The organism is Rhizobium sp. CNPSo 3670 (assembly GCF_057784555.1).
In genome coordinates this window covers 112419-127645 of record NZ_JBXSOL010000009.1, presented here as the reverse complement: position 1 = coordinate 127645, position 15227 = coordinate 112419, and the positions used below count along the sequence as shown (strand labels likewise).

At 61.3% G+C, this 15227-nt stretch carries 15 protein-coding genes; 6 read left to right on the top strand and 9 right to left on the bottom strand.

Annotation, left to right across the window (positions count from 1 at the left end; translation table 11 throughout):
• Window positions 1-50: 50 nt before the first annotated feature.
• Window positions 51-911 carry a shikimate dehydrogenase gene (locus AC13QO_RS11805; protein WP_488540731.1) on the top strand — a complete coding sequence of 287 codons (861 nt, stop codon included), beginning with the start codon at window positions 51-53 and terminating at the stop codon, window positions 909-911.
• Between the two features lie 23 nt (window positions 912-934).
• Entirely contained in the window at window positions 935-2824 is a 1890-nt protein-coding gene (locus AC13QO_RS11800) for a bifunctional sugar phosphate isomerase/epimerase/4-hydroxyphenylpyruvate dioxygenase family protein (protein ID WP_488540730.1), read from the top strand.
• 6 nt (window positions 2825-2830) lie between these two features.
• Here AC13QO_RS11800 and AC13QO_RS11795 read toward each other — a convergent pair whose 3' ends face one another.
• The 4 genes from AC13QO_RS11795 to AC13QO_RS11780 form a co-directional block, all read right to left on the bottom strand.
• Window positions 2831-3841, bottom strand: a complete 1011-nt coding sequence (locus AC13QO_RS11795; RefSeq protein WP_085781257.1) for a LacI family DNA-binding transcriptional regulator — start codon at window positions 3839-3841, stop codon at window positions 2831-2833.
• A gap of 123 nt (window positions 3842-3964) precedes the next feature.
• Window positions 3965-4975: a zinc-dependent alcohol dehydrogenase family protein gene (locus tag AC13QO_RS11790; protein ID WP_488540729.1), complete on the bottom strand. Its 1011-nt coding sequence runs from the start codon at window positions 4973-4975 to the stop codon at window positions 3965-3967.
• 38 nt (window positions 4976-5013) lie between these two features.
• Complete coding sequence (locus tag AC13QO_RS11785) at window positions 5014-5784, bottom strand: L-iditol 2-dehydrogenase (protein ID WP_488540728.1); 771 nt, start codon at window positions 5782-5784, stop codon at window positions 5014-5016.
• A gap of 148 nt (window positions 5785-5932) precedes the next feature.
• Window positions 5933-7246 carry an ABC transporter substrate-binding protein gene (locus tag AC13QO_RS11780; RefSeq protein ID WP_488540727.1) on the bottom strand — a complete coding sequence of 438 codons (1314 nt, stop codon included), beginning with the start codon at window positions 7244-7246 and terminating at the stop codon, window positions 5933-5935.
• Window positions 7247-7546: 300 nt separating this feature from the next.
• On the opposite strand from AC13QO_RS11780, the gene AC13QO_RS11775 reads away from it, so the two are divergent.
• The gene (locus AC13QO_RS11775; protein WP_488540726.1) at window positions 7547-8530 is read left to right on the top strand and encodes a tagatose kinase; all 984 of its coding nucleotides are present in this window, start codon (window positions 7547-7549) and stop codon (window positions 8528-8530) included.
• A 3-nt stretch (window positions 8531-8533) separates the two neighbouring features.
• Entirely contained in the window at window positions 8534-9802 is a 1269-nt protein-coding gene (locus tag AC13QO_RS11770) for a D-tagatose-bisphosphate aldolase, class II, non-catalytic subunit (protein WP_488540725.1), read from the top strand.
• Window positions 9803-9830: 28 nt separating this feature from the next.
• Here AC13QO_RS11770 and AC13QO_RS11765 read toward each other — a convergent pair whose 3' ends face one another.
• Window positions 9831-10430 carry a TetR/AcrR family transcriptional regulator gene (locus AC13QO_RS11765; RefSeq protein ID WP_085780785.1) on the bottom strand — a complete coding sequence of 200 codons (600 nt, stop codon included), beginning with the start codon at window positions 10428-10430 and terminating at the stop codon, window positions 9831-9833.
• A 122-nt stretch (window positions 10431-10552) separates the two neighbouring features.
• On the opposite strand from AC13QO_RS11765, the gene AC13QO_RS11760 reads away from it, so the two are divergent.
• Both AC13QO_RS11760 and AC13QO_RS11755 read left to right on the top strand, forming a co-directional pair.
• Window positions 10553-10981, top strand: a complete 429-nt coding sequence (locus AC13QO_RS11760) for a tautomerase family protein (protein WP_085780786.1) — start codon at window positions 10553-10555, stop codon at window positions 10979-10981.
• 93 nt (window positions 10982-11074) lie between these two features.
• Window positions 11075-11470 (top strand): VOC family protein, encoded by a 396-nt coding sequence (locus AC13QO_RS11755; protein WP_085780787.1) that lies wholly within the window; start codon window positions 11075-11077, stop codon window positions 11468-11470.
• A 75-nt stretch (window positions 11471-11545) separates the two neighbouring features.
• On the opposite strand, the gene AC13QO_RS11750 is transcribed toward AC13QO_RS11755, so the two are convergent.
• From AC13QO_RS11750 to AC13QO_RS11735, 4 genes are read right to left on the bottom strand one after another with little or no spacing between them, the layout of a single operon-like run.
• Window positions 11546-12310 (bottom strand): SDR family NAD(P)-dependent oxidoreductase, encoded by a 765-nt coding sequence (locus tag AC13QO_RS11750; protein ID WP_488540724.1) that lies wholly within the window; start codon window positions 12308-12310, stop codon window positions 11546-11548.
• Between the two features lie 42 nt (window positions 12311-12352).
• The gene (locus AC13QO_RS11745) at window positions 12353-13081 is read right to left on the bottom strand and encodes an SDR family oxidoreductase (RefSeq protein ID WP_085780789.1); all 729 of its coding nucleotides are present in this window, start codon (window positions 13079-13081) and stop codon (window positions 12353-12355) included.
• Window positions 13082-13105: 24 nt separating this feature from the next.
• Window positions 13106-14365, bottom strand: coding sequence for a sugar ABC transporter permease (locus tag AC13QO_RS11740; protein ID WP_085780790.1), 1260 nt, complete (start codon window positions 14363-14365; stop codon window positions 13106-13108).
• The gene (locus tag AC13QO_RS11735) at window positions 14362-15180 is read right to left on the bottom strand and encodes an ATP-binding cassette domain-containing protein (RefSeq protein WP_085780791.1); all 819 of its coding nucleotides are present in this window, start codon (window positions 15178-15180) and stop codon (window positions 14362-14364) included. Before AC13QO_RS11735 ends, AC13QO_RS11740 begins: the two co-directional genes overlap by 4 nt.
• Window positions 15181-15227: the final 47 nt, after the last annotated feature.

Here is a 15227-nt window from a genome sequence, read left to right as displayed (position 1 = left end):
CGCAGCGATCCTGCGGGCCTTTACCATCATGAGAGAAACGGAACTGACGTATGGCCGAGACACTGCTGAAACCGTTGAAGGCCGGGCTGATCGGCTCCGGTATCCAGGCTTCGCTGACGCCTGCCATGCATATGGAGGAAGGTGCGGCCCAGGGGCTGGACTACGATTATGAGCTGATTGATCTCGTCAAGCTGAATGCCTCGCCTGCCGATCTTTCGCGGCTGGTCGCGGATGCCGAAGAGCGTGGTCTGGCCGGCCTCAACATCACCCATCCCTGCAAGCAGCTCGTCATTGCCCTGCTCGACGAGCTGTCGCCGGAAGCCAGGGCGCTCGGCGCCGTCAACACCGTGGTCCTCAAGGACAGCAGGCGCTTTGGGCATAATACAGACTGGTGGGGCTTCGCCGAAAGCTTCCGGCGCGGGCTACCGCAAGCCGATCTTTCCTCGGCCGTGCAGCTCGGAGCAGGCGGAGCGGGTGTCGCAACCGCCTATGCGATCCTGACGCTCGGCCTGAAGAGGCTGACGATATTCGATCGCGAGCATGAGCGTGCCATCGATCTGGCGGAAACGATGTCCGCGCTCTTTCCCAGTGCGTCGATCGCCGCCGGCAGCGATCTTGCTGTCGCGATGAAGGCGGCTTCCGGCTTGATCCATGCGACGCCGACCGGCATGGCCAAATATCCCGGCACGCCGCTTCCGCCCGAACTTCTGGAAAGGCGGCATTGGGTCGCCGAAATCGTGTACTTCCCCCTGGAGACCGAGCTATTGTGGCAGGCGAGGCAGCGTGGCTGCCGGACGCTCGATGGCGGCGGCATGGCGGTCTTTCAGGCGGTTGGCGCCTTTCGTCTGATCACCGGTAAGGAGCCTGACGCCGGTCGCATGCTCGCGCATTTCAAGACCATGACGACTTAACGCTACCCGCAAGGACCACTGCGATGAAGACATCGATTGCGACTGTTTCGCTGAGCGGCGACCTCCGCGACAAGCTGGAGGCGATCGCCAAGGCCGGCTTCGACGGGGTGGAGATATTCGAGAACGACTTCCTGATCTTCGACGAAAGCCCGAAGGAGGTCGGCCGGATCGTGCACGATCTCGGCATGGAGATCACGCTCTTTCAGCCGTTCCGCGATTTCGAAGGCATGCCCGAGCCGCTGCGCAGCCGCACCTTCGATCGGGCCGAGCGCAAGTTCGACCTCATGCAGGAAATGGGTACCGACCTCGTCCTCGTCTGTTCGAATGTTTCGTCGGCTTCGCTCGGGGGTCTGGACCGGGCGGCGGCCGATTTTCATGAACTCGGCGAGCGCGCCGCCAGACGCGGTCTGCGCGTCGGCTACGAAGCGCTTGCCTGGGGCCGCCACATTCATGATCACCGCGACGCCTGGGAGATCGTCCGGCGGGCCGATCATCCGAATGTCGGCTTGATCCTCGACAGCTTTCACACGCTGTCGAGGAAGATCGACGTCAACTCGATCCGGTCGATCCCGAAGGAAAAGATCTTCATCATTCAGCTTGCCGACGCGCCGGCGATCGACATGGACCTGCTCTATTGGAGCAGGCACTTCCGCAACATGCCTGGTGAAGGCGACTTGCCGGTACTTGATTTCATGAAGGCTGTGGCGGCAACCGGCTATGACGGCTATCTCTCGCTGGAGATCTTCAACGACCAGTTCCGCGGCGGTTCGCCGAACGCGATTGCTGTCGACGGTCGTCGTTCGCTGATCTATCTCGGAGACCAGGTGAAGCGGCAGCAGCCGGAGAGCGCCCTGCCGGTGCCCGCCATGCCGCCACGCGCTGTCGTCGAGGGCATCGCCTTCATCGAGTTCACTGCCGATGAAGACGAGGCGCCGGAACTGGAAGCGCTGTTTGCGAGCCTCGGTTTCCGCAGGGCGGCCAAACACAAGACCAAGCGGGTAACGGTCTTCCGCCAGGGTGCCATTAATCTCGTCGTCAATACCGAGCGGAAAGGTTTTGCCAGCGCCTCCTATGCCGTGCACGGCACTTCGGCCTACGCCGCCGGGCTTATGGTCGACGATGCCAAGGCGGCCTTGCAACGCGCGATGGCGCTCGGCGCCGAACGCTTCGAACAATCGCTCGATGCCGGCGAGATCGAGATGCCGGCGGTGCGTGGTGTCGGTGGCGGCGTCCTCTATTTCCTTGACCGCAAATCCGAGCTTGGCCGCATCTGGGAGATCGAATTCGATGCGATCGAGGATGATGTCGCTCCGCAGCCGGCGGGACTGCAATCGATCGATCATATGGCGCAGACGATGAAATACGAGGCGCTGCTGACCTGGCTGCTGTTCTACACCTCGCTCCTCGAGGCTGAGAAGACGCCGATGGTCGATATCGTCGATCCCTCAGGCATCGTCCGCAGCCAAGTGGTGGAAAATCGGGAAGGTTCTTTGCGTATCACCATGAACGGCGCGGAAAACCGCAATACGCTGGCCGGCCGCTTCATCGCCGAAACTTTCGGCTCCGGCATCCAGCATCTCGCCTTCAGGACCGACGACATCTTCGCCACCGCCGCTGCCCTTGCCGCAAACGGTTTCATATCGCTTACGATTTCGCCGAACTATTATGACGATCTCGAAGCCCGCTTCGGCCTCGACGCCGAATTTGCCGATCGCCTTAAGGCCAACAACATCCTCTACGACCGCGATGATTATGGCGAGTATTTCCAGCTCTACAGCCCGACCTATGGCGAGGGTCTGTTCTTCGAGATCGTCGAGCGGCGCGGCTATCGCGGGTATGGCGCCGCGAACGCCATTTTCAGGATCGCAGCGCTGAGGAAACATCTGAGGCCGGCTGGCCTGCCCCGGGCCTGAGAGGCCTCAGGCCGAGGTTCGCAGCATCAGTTCGGCATTGAGAAGAATGCGGCCCGCCGGTGCGGCGGGCCCCTCCCCTTCGCCGAGCCGTTCGAGCAGCAGTTCGATCGCTAGCCTGCCGATCTCGTTATAGTTCTGCGCAACTGTCGTTATCGGCGGGCAGGCGTATCGGGACAGTGGATGGTCGTCATGTCCGGCGACACGCAGGTCATGGCTGGCGCCGTGGCCAACCTTGAGGCCCTGCTGGAAGGCGGCGGCGATGACGCCGAAAGCGACGCGGTCGTTGGCGCAAAGCACGGTTCGGGTCGGGAAGCCTTGGCCAGACGTCAGGATGCGGGTTGCCTCCTCGAAGCCGAAACGCTCGAAATCCCAGCTCTTGCTATCCGCAAGCTCGACAATGCTGGGCGCCATGCGGAATTGCTCCATCGCCTCCAGGTACGCCGTCTGGCGTGTCAGGGCGTTGGTGTTAACATGTGGCATGCCGAAATAGCAGGGCGGCTCGCCCGAGCGGCAGAGATAATCGACGATCAGGCTGAAACTCTGGCGATTGTTGGTGCCGACGAAGGAAGACGTCTCATCGAGCGGCGAGTCCACATAGATGAGGGGTACGCTGCGGCCGAGCTCGTCGAGCGTCGCATGATGGGACTCGACGCCGAGCGGCGCGATGATCGCGCCGGCGACATTCATCGATTTCAGCGTCTTGATCGCCCGGTCTTCCATCTCGGCCTTGCCGTCCGAGGACAGGACGAAGGCTAGGAAGCCGGTCTCATTGGCGATCAGTTCGATGCGGCGGGTGAGCGCCATGTAAAAGGGATCGGTGGAATTGGGAATGATGACGCCGAGGATGTTGCTGCGCCGGCGGTTGAGATTGACGGCGAATATATTCGGCCGAAATCCCGATTTTTTCAGCGCCTGCTCGATCGTCTCCCGGGTCTTTTGACGCACGGACATCGGATCGCTGAAATATTTGGAGACGGTGGGACGCGACAGGCCGACGAACTCGGAAAAGTCCTCCATGGTTTTGATTGTCTTTCCCACCATCTGATCTCCTGACACGGCACCTCTGACCGTTTCTAGATGACTCATCGCTCAACGAAAAGCGCTCCCCCGACGGAACGGGATAACGGCAATAGTTCGGACCTAGTCAGCTGAAAACTGCACTTTCATCGTTGCCGGATCAGCGGATTTCTTGGTGATGAAAGGCAGCACTTCGCCGAGCGGCAGACGATGGGAAACCAGTGCAGCCATCGCGCCTTTGTCCCTTCGGAGGATGTCGAGGGCCTCAGGGATGTTGCGGTTCAGCGAATGGGAGCCGGAGAAATGGATCTGGCGTCGAAAAAGCTCGAAGGGCGAAATGGAAATGCGCTGGTCCGGTGCGCAGACCCCGAAGACAAGAACCGTACCGCCATCAGTGACGAAGTCGATCATGCCTTCGACGACCCGAGCGATGCCGGTCGCATCGGCGACGAAATCGAAGGCCCAGCGGAGGCCTGAAAGTGCCGCGGATCCTGAGACGGCCGTCTCCAGCCCCAGCTTTTCCGCAAGGGCAAGCCGCCCCTCATTGATATCGGCGACCGTTACCGATGGAACGCCCTTGGCTTTCAGGGACAGCGCCAGCAGCAGCCCGATCGGCCCGGCGCCGAAGACCAATGCGTTTTCCGATCCCGCGGGACCGGCTTGGAGGCCGGCGCTGCCAAGGCCGTTTAAAACGCAGGCGAGCGGTTCGGCGAGCGCGGCGAGGTAGAAGTCGAGGTCGCCGATCTCATACAGATGGTCGGTCCTGACCAGGCTGTATTCGGCAAAACCGCCATTCTCCGTAACGCCATAGGCTTTCAGGTCGCGGCAGAGATTGGTCAGTCCCTTGCGGCAGGCCCGGCACTCTCCGCAGGGAAGATTGGGATCGACGACGACACGCGCCCCAACGACAAGACCGGAGACATCGCCCGCGACCGCCTCGACTACGCCGGCATATTCATGGCAGGGAACCAGAGGGAAGCGACCCTCGCCGTAACGGCCATGGAGGACGTCGATATCGGTATGGCAGAGGCCGGCCGCGCGCACGCGCACCAGCGCATGGCCGGGCCTCAGTTCCGGCAGCGGCAGCGCCGTGGTGACCGCGACGTCCTTTTCGGTATAACAAATGGATTCCATCTCGCTGGCTCCTGGATTGCCTGGCTGCGGGAGAGCGATCAACTCATCCAGTTGCCGCCGTCGACATTGTAGGTCTGGGCGAGAATATAATCGCTATCGGCGGAGGCGAGGAAGACGGCCAGACCCTTGATGTCGTCAGGTGTGGCGAAACGGCCGATCGGAACGGATTTGGCAACCGCGGCCTTTTTCTCGCCCGGCTTCAAGCCCTCCCACTTGGCGAAATGGGCATCGACGACATCCCAATGTTCACCGTCGACAACGCCCGGTGCGATCGCATTGACGTTGATGCCGTATTTCACCAGCGCAAGTGCGGCCGACTGCGTTGCCGAGATGATGGCGGCCTTGGAAGCGCAATAGAGAAGCACCAAGGCTTCGCCGCGACGGCCGGCCTGGCTTGCCATGTTGATGATCTTGCCGCCCCTGCCCCGCTTGATCATGACGTTCGAGACTGCCTTCATCATGAACAGCGGTCCCTTCAGATTGATGGAGAAGACGCGGTCATAACTTTCCTCGGTGATCTCGTTGACCGGTGCCATATCGAAGATGGCGGCATTGTTGATCAGAATGTCGATGCCGCCGAACTCGGCATCGATCGTATTGACGACGGCATCGATCGCAGCAAGATCTGTAACGTCAAGCTGCATTGCCTTGGCTGCGGGGCCGATCGCAACGGCGGATCTCGTCGCCCGTTCGATGTCAATATCGGCGATGACGACTTTGGCTCCCTCCTTCACGAAGGCTTCGGCGAAGCCCAATCCGATGCCGCGTGCCCCGCCGGTAATCAAGGCGATCTTGTCTTTCAGTCTCATGTCTGTCTCCATTCAGCCGGCGTAGAGCCGGAAGATCCACGCGGCGCCCGTCCTGTCTGTTATCGGCTCCGGCAGCCAGAGGGTTCCGGCAGCAGCGCTGCCGGAACCTCTCCGGGAGGAACTCGCGGCAGCGCCCGCGAGCACGAACTCACTTCGGGTAGCCTGCCTTTTTCATGTCGCGCTCGACCTGCTTCTGGGCGTTGTCGAGAGCGGCATCGACGGATTGCTGGCCGGACAATGCCGCACCGATCTGTTGACCGACGATGGTGCCGATGCCCTGGAATTCCGGAATGGCGACGAATTGCACGCCGGTATAAGGAACAGGATCCTTGGTCGGCTTTGCCGGATCGGCCGAAAGGATTGCCTTCAACACGGTATCGGCAAAGGGGGCCGCCTTCTGATATTCGGCCAGAGCGTAAGTGGATTTGCGTGTGCCGGGCGGCACGGCGACCCAGCCTTCCTTCTCACCGACCATCTTCACGTAGTCCTTGGAGGTCGCCCATTTCAGGAAGGATTTAGCCGCATCAAGTTTGGTCGAGGTGGCTGGAATCGCCAGGTTCCATGACCATGACCAGCTCGAGCCGTTGGCGGTGACGGCGACAGGAGCGCGGGTGAAGGCGATCTTGTCGGCGACCTTGCTCTGCTTCGGGTCATAAACGCGGCCGGCGGCCGAGGTCGCATCGATCCACATTGCGCAATGGCCGGTCGAAAACAGCGCCTGGTTTTCGTTAAAACCGTTACCGATCGCGCCAGGAGGACCGTATTTGGTCATTAGATCGACGTAGTCGGTGACGGCTTTCTTCCAGGGCTCGGAATTGATCTGCGGTTTCCAATCCATGTCGAACCAGCGCCCGCCATACGAGTTGATCATCGTGCCGAGGAACGCCATGTTCTCGCCCCAGCCGGGCTTGCCGCGCAAGCAGATGCCGTATTGTTCCTTGGACTTGTCGGTCAGCTTGGCCGCATATTCCTTGATCTGGTCATAGGTTGGCTCATCCGGCATCTTGATGCCAGCAGCGTCGAAGAGATCCTTGCGATAGAGCGTGAACGAACTTTCCGTATAGAAGGGCACGGCATAGAGCTTGCCGTCGACGGTCAGGCCTGTCTTGATCGGGGCGAGCAGGTCGTCATAGTCGTAGTCGTCGCCGAGGTCGCCAACGGGTGCGAGCCAGCCCTGCTTGCCCCAGATCGGCGCTTCGTAACCGCCGATCGTGATGATGTCGTACTGGCCGCTCTTCGTCGCAATATCGGTGGTTACCTTCTGGCGCAGGACGTTTTCCTCCAGAACCACCCAGTTGAGCTTGTTGCCGGTCTCCTTTTCCCATTCCGGCGACAGTTTCTGCATGATGATCATGTCGCCATTGTTGACGGTGGCGATCGTCAGTTCCTCGGCGCCCGCCATCCCGGCGGTGAGCGCGAGGCAGGCGACGGATGCAGAAAAGATGCAAATGATCTTGCTCATGATTTCCTCCTCCACGATGTCACGCATAATATTACATGCGTAAACTTTGTATCCGCTTCTCAAGATCTGTTGTCAAGCGCGTTCCGCTCACTTATTCTTCTGCTGGATAGAAGCAACAGACGTGCAAGTCCAGCAGCGTTGCGTCATTTTGCAATGCACTGGAATCAAAAATAAGTTTCTGCGGTGCAACACAAATATTGCCGTACGTAAACTAATTCTTGACGAACTATGGAACGGCGCGATAGGGCGGGATGGCGCGGAAGCGCAGGCATTGATCGGCCCGCATGAAGGAGATTGCAGATGCCGTCACGTCCCAAGGCACTTGCGCCAGAGGCGCTCGGACCGACGATCACAATTGGCGAAATTCTGGTGGAGATCATGGCGGCCACGGTCGGCGCCGGCTTCCTCGAGCCGCAATCGCTAACCGGGCCCTATCCGAGTGGCGCGCCGGCCATTTTCATCGATCAGGTCGCGCGCATGGGCGGTGCCAGCGGCATCATCGCCAGCGTCGGCAAGGATGATTTCGGTCGGCTGAACATCGAACGCCTGCGACGGGACGGCGTCGACGTCTCTGCCGTCGCCGTTAAAGAGGACTGGCCGACCGGCAGCGCATTCGTCCGCTATCGATCCGACGGGGCCCGCGATTTCGTCTTCAATATCGCCAGGTCCGCTGCCGGTCAGATCGCTCTGACGCCTGCGGCCGAGGCGCTCGTCGAGCGCGCCGGCCATGTGCACGTCATGGGAACGGCTCTTTCCATTCCCGGCGCCCGCGAGGTGATTCTCGACGCTATCGAGATGGTGCGCGCCCGCGGCGGATCGGTGTCTCTGGATCCCAATCTCCGTAAGGAGCTGCTGACGGATCATGGCGTCCTGGAAAGTTTCGACAAGGTGATGGCCGCAGCCGATCTGTTGCTGCCATCAGGCGACGAGCTTTTCACCGCCGCTGGAGTAACTGACGAGGCCGGGGCTGTCGCAAAGTTGCTGGAAAGCGGTATCGGTGAAATCGTCCTCAAACGGGGCGAACAGGGCGCGTCCTTCTTCGGCCGCGATCTCGCGCGCGTTGATTGCGCCGCTTTTGCGGTCGACGAGATCGATCCGACCGGCGCCGGGGATTGCTTCGGCGCTGCCTACCTCACCTGTCGCCGTAAGGGCATGACCCCGGAGGCAGCCCTCCTCCATGCCAATGCAGCCGGCGCCCGCAATGTGACCCGGCTGGGCCCGATGGAAGGCGTTTCCACCCTTGCCGAACTGACGGCCTTCATCGCTGAGACCCCGAGGAGATAGACGATGGACCGGATTTTGACCCGTCTTGCAACTGCGCGGCGCGAAGGCACCCCCTTCGGCATTACCTCCGTCTGCTCCGCCCATCCCCTCGTCCTCAAGGCCGCCATCCGGCGGGCGGTGCGCGACGGCCGGCCGGTCCTGATCGAGGCGACCTGCAATCAGGTCAACCATCTCGGCGGCTATACCGGCATGACGCCGGAAGGCTTCATCGGCTTTGCCGAGCGCATTGCTACCGAGGAAGGGCTCGACCGTTCGCGGATGATCTTCGGGGGTGATCACCTAGGTCCCAATCCGTGGCGCAAGGAAAAGCCGGAGGCCGCACTCGATAAGGCCGAGGCGATGGTCGAAGCTTACGTCCGAGCCGGGTTCGGCAAGATCCATCTCGATGCATCGATGGGCTGTGCCGGCGAGCCGGCCGCGCTCGACGACCGGACCATCGCCGAGCGCGCCGCCCGACTGGCGCAGGTGAGCGAAAGGACCGCGAAGGCGATCGGCGGGCCGCTGCCGCTTTATATTCTCGGCACCGAGGTTCCGGTGCCGGGCGGCGCCGACCATGCCCTCGAAGAACTCCAGCCGACCACGCCGGAGGCTGCCCGGGCGACGATCGCCATTCATCGCGAGATCTTTTCGCAGGCGGGATTGGAAGACGCCTTTTCCCGCGTCATCGCTTTCGTCGTCCAGCCGGGCGTCGAATTCGGCAGCGAGAACGTAATCGGCTACAGGCCCGAACTTGCGACTGAATTGACCGCACTTCTCGACGAGGAACCGCAATTCGTCTTCGAAGCTCATTCCACGGATTATCAGACGCGCGATGCGCTGAGGCGGCTGGTGCAGGACGGCTTTCCGATCCTGAAGGTCGGCCCCGGCCTGACCTTTGCGTTGCGCGAGGCCGCCTATGCGCTTGATTTGATCGCCACCGAAATGGTGCCCGGTTATGGCGACAGGCCGCTCGCCGCCGCGATGGAGGCGGTGATGTTGTCGGCGCCCGGCGACTGGCAGGCCCATTATCACGGTGACGCCACCGCCCTGCGCTTGCAACGGCACTATAGCTACAGCGACCGCATCCGCTACTATTGGAATAGGCCCGAGGCCGACCGGTCTTTCGAGAAGCTGCTCGGCGCGCTGCGTGGCAAGACCATTCCGGAAACGCTGCTTCACCAATTCCTGCCGCAGCTTTCTGCGGCCGAAGCCGGCGATCCCGAGAATATTCTGATTTCAGCGGTCGATCGCGTTCTTGCCGACTATCAGAGCGCCTGCGGCAGGCCAATCTGAGCGGCGCGACGTCGTCTAGGCGAGCGGATCAATTTCCAGGCTCCATCACTGTCAACGCAGCCTGCGCGATGACATCTGCGATGCGTTCGGACAGCGCTGGGTCGGAGACGGCGCGCGCCAAGGTAACGCCGCCGCTCAGCATGGCGAGCAGCAGGATCGCCCGATCCTCGCGCCGCGGGTCGGATTGGCCCTGTATCGCACCCTCTTGCAGGCCGGCGGCGACTTCCTCGACGAGGCGTTTGATCTCTTCCGTATAGGCGTTTCGCGTTTCATCGTCCGCGCGCATCACGTCGGGGGAAAGGCTCGGCAGAGCGCAGCTCTCATCCAACTCGCAGGTCCTTTTATAGCCGAGATAGTAGCCGACGAATGTCGTCAGCCAGTCTTTCGGTTGATTGGCTTTCAGCGCCGCAATTCCCTGCCGCAGTTCTTCGAGGCCCGCCAGCACGGCTGTGCGAAAGGCTTCGCCCTTTGACTTGAAGTGTCCGTAGAATGCGCCGTTGGTCACGCCCGCTGCCTTGGTCAACGCATCAATACCGGCACCGCCATAGCCTTCCTTTCTGAAAATCTGCCCGGCCGCCGCGATGACTCGCATTCGGGTCTCTTGCTTGTGTTCGGCACTGTAACGCATGGAATACCCTCATTTGGAGTGATCACTCTTTATACCTTGCTAAGAGAGTGATCAGTGTGTATGCATAAAGAGTGATCGGTATATATCAGAAACGGTCACGATCCAAAATAGGGAAATATGCGATGCCCATTACACTCACCGTGCCGCAAGGCATGCTTTCGCAGCAAGCACAGGCGCAAGTCTTTGCCGGACTGACCAACGCGTTGCTTGATGTTGCCGATTTGACCGGCAATGCTTTCATGACCGCCAATATCGTCGGCACCATCAACGTGCTGCCGCGCGAACATGTGCTTGCCGGGGGAGCGCCAGTTGCCGCTGCGTTCATCGAACTCAAGCTGCCCGAGATCGCACTGGCGAGCGCTGAAGCAAAACAGGCTTTCTTCGAAAAAGCGGCCGATGTGGTCGAACGGGCCGCGGAGGGCCGGCTGAAGCGCGAGCATATATGGTCCAATATCGTCTATGCGCCTGAGGGGGCCTGGGGTATCGCCGGCCGCAGCTACAACAACGCCGAGTTTGTCGGCGCCATCCAGGGCGCGGCTACCGCCTCGTAACGATCGACCCATGCGCGGAAATCTCTGACCTGATGCAAGACCGGACCGGCGACAACAATGAGTCGCGGTCCGGCACCACCACGGAGCCAAGCGATGCAGCTTGCCAACTATCTGTTCTTTTCCTCCGGCTGCGAGGAGGCGCTCGGCTTTTATGCCGAATGCGGGCTCGGGCATGTCACGCAGTTGAAGCGGCACGGCGCAGACGGAATGCCTATTGCCAGTGAAACCATGCGGGGCAAGGTTATGCATGCTCGCTTCGAAGGACCTGGCATTATGTTTTTCGCCTCGGACAATCATGATGCCGAGCCGATGCGCGGCTCCGCCCATATGCTGATCATGGACGACCATGACAGGACTGACAGGCTTTTCGCCCGGCTGGCCGAAGGCGGTGAGATAACGACACCCCTCGCCGTGCAGCCGTGGGGGAGTTACTACGGCAAGTTCACCGATCGCTTTGGTGTTCAGTGGATGCTCGATTGCTTGGCGTGAGCATGGGCTGACCATGAGCAATTGTGGTTCGCCGACCAAGCAGCTGCGGCCCCTTCCCTATCCGATCTCCGTCCATTATCGTGTTGTATAGCCACCATCGATGACCAGCACTTCGCCGGTAACATAGCTTGCCGCGGCCGAGCAGAGGAACAAGGCTGCACCCGCCACCTCCTCCGGCTGCCCGACACGGTCCATCGGCGTCATGCTGCGCCAGGTCGGGAACCAGTCGGGATTGGCGATGCCGCCGCGCGACATATCGGTCTCGATATAGCCGGGCGCAATGGCATTGACGCGGATGTTCTCGGAGGCGACCTCGCTTGCCAGGCTCTTCGTCATCATGTGGACCGCCGCTTTGGAGGCGTTGTAGGCGACCTGGTTCTGCGGAATGTTGGATATGATGCCGGAGATCGAGCCGATATTGAGGATAACGCCGCCGCCCTGGCGCCGCATCGGTGCAAGTGCTGCGCGGCAGGCGCGGAAGACGGCATCGACATTGACGGTCATGATCTCGCGCCAGATGGCATCGGAGAATTCCCCACTGTCGCCATGAATGGCGATACCGGCATTGTTGACGAGGATATCGAGCCGGCCCGCCCGTGAGAGGGTCTCAGTGACGAGCGCATCGGCGGCATTATCTTTCATCATGTCGGCGGCGACGAAATCGCAATCGACCCCGGCTTTGGCCAGCCGCTCGTCCGCCGCCGCGTTGCGGTTTCTTCCGCTGATGAAGATTTTGGCGCCCGCCTCCCCCAGTGCTTCGGCGATCGCCAGGCCGATGCCGCGCGTGCCGCCGGTCACCAGCGCCACCTGTCCGTCCAGGCGAAATCTGTCGAAGATCATGGCCGTTTCCTTTCTCTGGCTACTAGGGGGCCGGCGCATCGCTCAGATGTCGGTGCTCTGCGGTAGAATGACGAGGTCACGGATGGTGACGTTGCGTGGGCGCGTGAGCATGAAGAGCACCGCTTCGGCCACTTCTTTGGGCTCCATCAAGCCACCGGCGGCAAGTGCCTCGTCGAGCTTCTCCTGCGGCCAATCGCTGAGAAGGGCGGTCACGACAGGGCCGGGTGCTACGGCGCCGACCCGCAAGCCGTGCTTGGCGACCTGTCGCCTGAGGGTATGGACGAAGGCCTGGACCGCATGTTTGGAAGCCGTATAGATCGGCTCCCATACCACCGGGATCATCCCGGCGACCGAACTCGTCAGAATGACATCGCCGGTCTTGCGTTCGACCATATGCGGCAGGACGGCGTGCACCGAACGGAAGGCAGCGTTGATGTTCAGGTTGAGCATGCGATCCCAGGCGTCGGGGTCGCCGTCAAGCACTTCGCCGCCGATGTAGGAGCCGGCATTGGCGTGGAAAATGTCCAGCTGGCCCGCTTTCTCCAGGATAGCAGGCATCATTTGCCCCACGCTTTTAGGGTCCAGAAGATCGATGACCAGGGGAATAGCCTGTTCGCCGAGCTTCGAGCAGACATCTCTCAATGCTTCTTCGTTGCGGTCGATCAGCGCGACCCGCGCGCCTGATGCAAGCATGGTCCTGGCGCACTCCAGGCCAATACCCGACGCGGCCCCGGTAACAGCCGCGACTTTTCCAGACAGATCCTGTCCCATTTTCTTCCTCTGCTTTCCTGTTGATTAGGCCCGGCCGTGCGAAATACGCGATCGGCGTGCCAGCGAGTCCACGATGACGGCGACGGCAAGAACGGCCCCCGTGATCATGTAACGAAGCGATGACGACAGATCGAGGAGCGTCAGACCGCTCGCGATCGACTGAATGACGATGATGCCGAGAAGGGCCGAGTAGGCACTGCCGCGTCCGCCGAACAGGCTGGTGCCGCCGATGACCGCCGCAGCGATGGCGTTGAGATTGACGTCGCCGGTGCCGGCCTGCTGACTGGCCGTCGCCAATCGCGCCGCCGAGAGCACGCCGCCGGTCGCGGCCAGCAGGGCGCACATGACGAAGGCGCTGGCATAGATACGCGGCACATTGATGCCGGAGCGGCGGGCCGCCTCCCTGTTGCCGCCGACGGCATGCATGGAGCGCCCCCATTTCGTGCGGGTCAGCGCATAATTCATAGCCGCGACGAGGCCGACGAAAAGGCCGAACATCCAGGGAATTCCGCGCGACTGGTTGAGATAGAAGGCTACCGCTTCCAGGGCAACAGTGATCACGACGGCGCGCAGAAGCAGTCCGCTGACGGATTTCGACGACAGCCCGGCGGCCCGCCGCCGCGCCGCGGTGCGGTAGCTGGAGAAAAAATACGCAATGCCGGCAAGCGCAATGAGCGTATAGGAGACCGGATCCGGCATGACCATTATCTGCCCGAAATTCACGAGCCACGAGCCATAGGTCAGATTGATCGAGCCGGTCGCTCCGAGAATATAGAGCTGCAGCCCGAGAACGGCGAGCAGTCCCGACAGGGTAGAGACGAAGCTCGGCATGCCGAAGCGGTTGAAGAGGAAGGAGTAAAGTGATCCGATCAAGGCGCCGACCGCCATTGCGGCAAGTATGGCCAGTACCACCGGCCAGCCCTGGTTGATCCAGAAGACGCCGACCAGCGCCGAGGCGAAGCCGCTGACTGAACCGACGGACAGATCGATTTCGCCGACCATCAGGATGCAGACGATGCCGAGCGAGATGACGCCGACCGTCGAACAATCGAACAGCATGTTGACGAGGTTGGCGCTGGAGAGAAACACCGGATTGAGCGCCTGGAACACCGTCCAGATGATCACCAAGCCGATGATGACAGGCAGCGAGCCGAGGTCACCGGAGCGGATACGATCCCAGAAGGCGCGGACCCACCCGGCAAGGCTATCGTCATGGCGTACTCTTTCGTCACGCCGATCGAGGAGAACAGGTGCTGCCGGTTCGTTCTCAATGGTCTTCATCATGCCCTGCCCTCCTCGTTCTCTTGGCTTTGCGCCTTGCGACGCATAGCGCGGCGGGAGACGGAGTTGTTGGATGCGCCGGTAATCGCGCTGACGAGCTCTTCGTTCGATGCGTCGGGCATGAAGGTGCCGTTGTTTCGCCCGAGCCGGAGCACGACGATACGGTCGGCAACAGCCCGCACATCCTCCATGTTATGGCTGATCATGATAACGCCGAGGCCGCGCTCGCGCACGCGCTCGATCAGATCCAGCACCTCGGCCGTCTGAGCAACGCCGAGTGCGGCGGTGGGTTCGTCGAGCATGATTAGTTTCGGTTCGAGCAACAGCGACCGGGCGATCGCCACGGTCTGACGCTGGCCCCCGGAAAGCGAGGCGACGGGCTCGCGCACGCTTGGGATCCGCGCGGAAAGTTCGTTCAGCAGCTTCCAGGCGCGGATCTCCATCGCGACCTCGTCGAGCTGGATGGGATTGAGCTCCTTGCCGAGAAAGATATTGGCGACGACGTCGAGATTCTCACAAAGAGCCAAATCCTGAAAGACGGTCGCAATGCCGAGATTGAGCGCAGCGCTTGGGCTCGACAGATCTGCCTGTTTTCCCTCGAACAGGATGGTGCCCGCGGTCGGCTGGTGCACGCCCGCCAGAATCTTGACCAGCGTTGATTTGCCGGCGCCATTGTCGCCCACAAGCGCCACGACTTCGCCGGCGTGCACGTCGAGCTCGATATCGGTCAGCGCCGACACCGCTCCGAAATTCTTCGAAATCCCACGCAGGCTGAGGACGGGCTGGCGGGGATCAAATTGATGTGAGATTTCAGACATCGCCTGATCTTTCGGAAAAGCGAAAAAGGAAGCGCGGCCGATGTCGG

Coding starts and splice junctions, on each gene's coding strand:
- AC13QO_RS11755 (WP_085780787.1), top strand. CDS start 11,075: ATGCAGCTTGCCAACTATCTGTTCTTTTCCTCCGGCTGCGAGGAGGCG.
- AC13QO_RS11735 (WP_085780791.1), bottom strand. CDS start 15,180: ATGTCTGAAATCTCACATCAATTTGATCCCCGCCAGCCCGTCCTCAGC.
- AC13QO_RS11780 (WP_488540727.1), bottom strand. CDS start 7,246: ATGAGCAAGATCATTTGCATCTTTTCTGCATCCGTCGCCTGCCTCGCG.
- AC13QO_RS11795 (WP_085781257.1), bottom strand. CDS start 3,841: ATGGAGGACTTTTCCGAGTTCGTCGGCCTGTCGCGTCCCACCGTCTCC.
- AC13QO_RS11765 (WP_085780785.1), bottom strand. CDS start 10,430: ATGCGTTACAGTGCCGAACACAAGCAAGAGACCCGAATGCGAGTCATC.
- AC13QO_RS11785 (WP_488540728.1), bottom strand. CDS start 5,784: ATGAGACTGAAAGACAAGATCGCCTTGATTACCGGCGGGGCACGCGGC.
- AC13QO_RS11745 (WP_085780789.1), bottom strand. CDS start 13,081: ATGGGACAGGATCTGTCTGGAAAAGTCGCGGCTGTTACCGGGGCCGCG.
- AC13QO_RS11775 (WP_488540726.1), top strand. CDS start 7,547: ATGCCGTCACGTCCCAAGGCACTTGCGCCAGAGGCGCTCGGACCGACG.
- AC13QO_RS11770 (WP_488540725.1), top strand. CDS start 8,534: ATGGACCGGATTTTGACCCGTCTTGCAACTGCGCGGCGCGAAGGCACC.
- AC13QO_RS11740 (WP_085780790.1), bottom strand. CDS start 14,365: ATGATGAAGACCATTGAGAACGAACCGGCAGCACCTGTTCTCCTCGAT.
- AC13QO_RS11750 (WP_488540724.1), bottom strand. CDS start 12,310: ATGATCTTCGACAGATTTCGCCTGGACGGACAGGTGGCGCTGGTGACC.
- AC13QO_RS11790 (WP_488540729.1), bottom strand. CDS start 4,975: ATGGAATCCATTTGTTATACCGAAAAGGACGTCGCGGTCACCACGGCG.
- AC13QO_RS11805 (WP_488540731.1), top strand. CDS start 51: ATGGCCGAGACACTGCTGAAACCGTTGAAGGCCGGGCTGATCGGCTCC.
- AC13QO_RS11760 (WP_085780786.1), top strand. CDS start 10,553: ATGCCCATTACACTCACCGTGCCGCAAGGCATGCTTTCGCAGCAAGCA.
- AC13QO_RS11800 (WP_488540730.1), top strand. CDS start 935: ATGAAGACATCGATTGCGACTGTTTCGCTGAGCGGCGACCTCCGCGAC.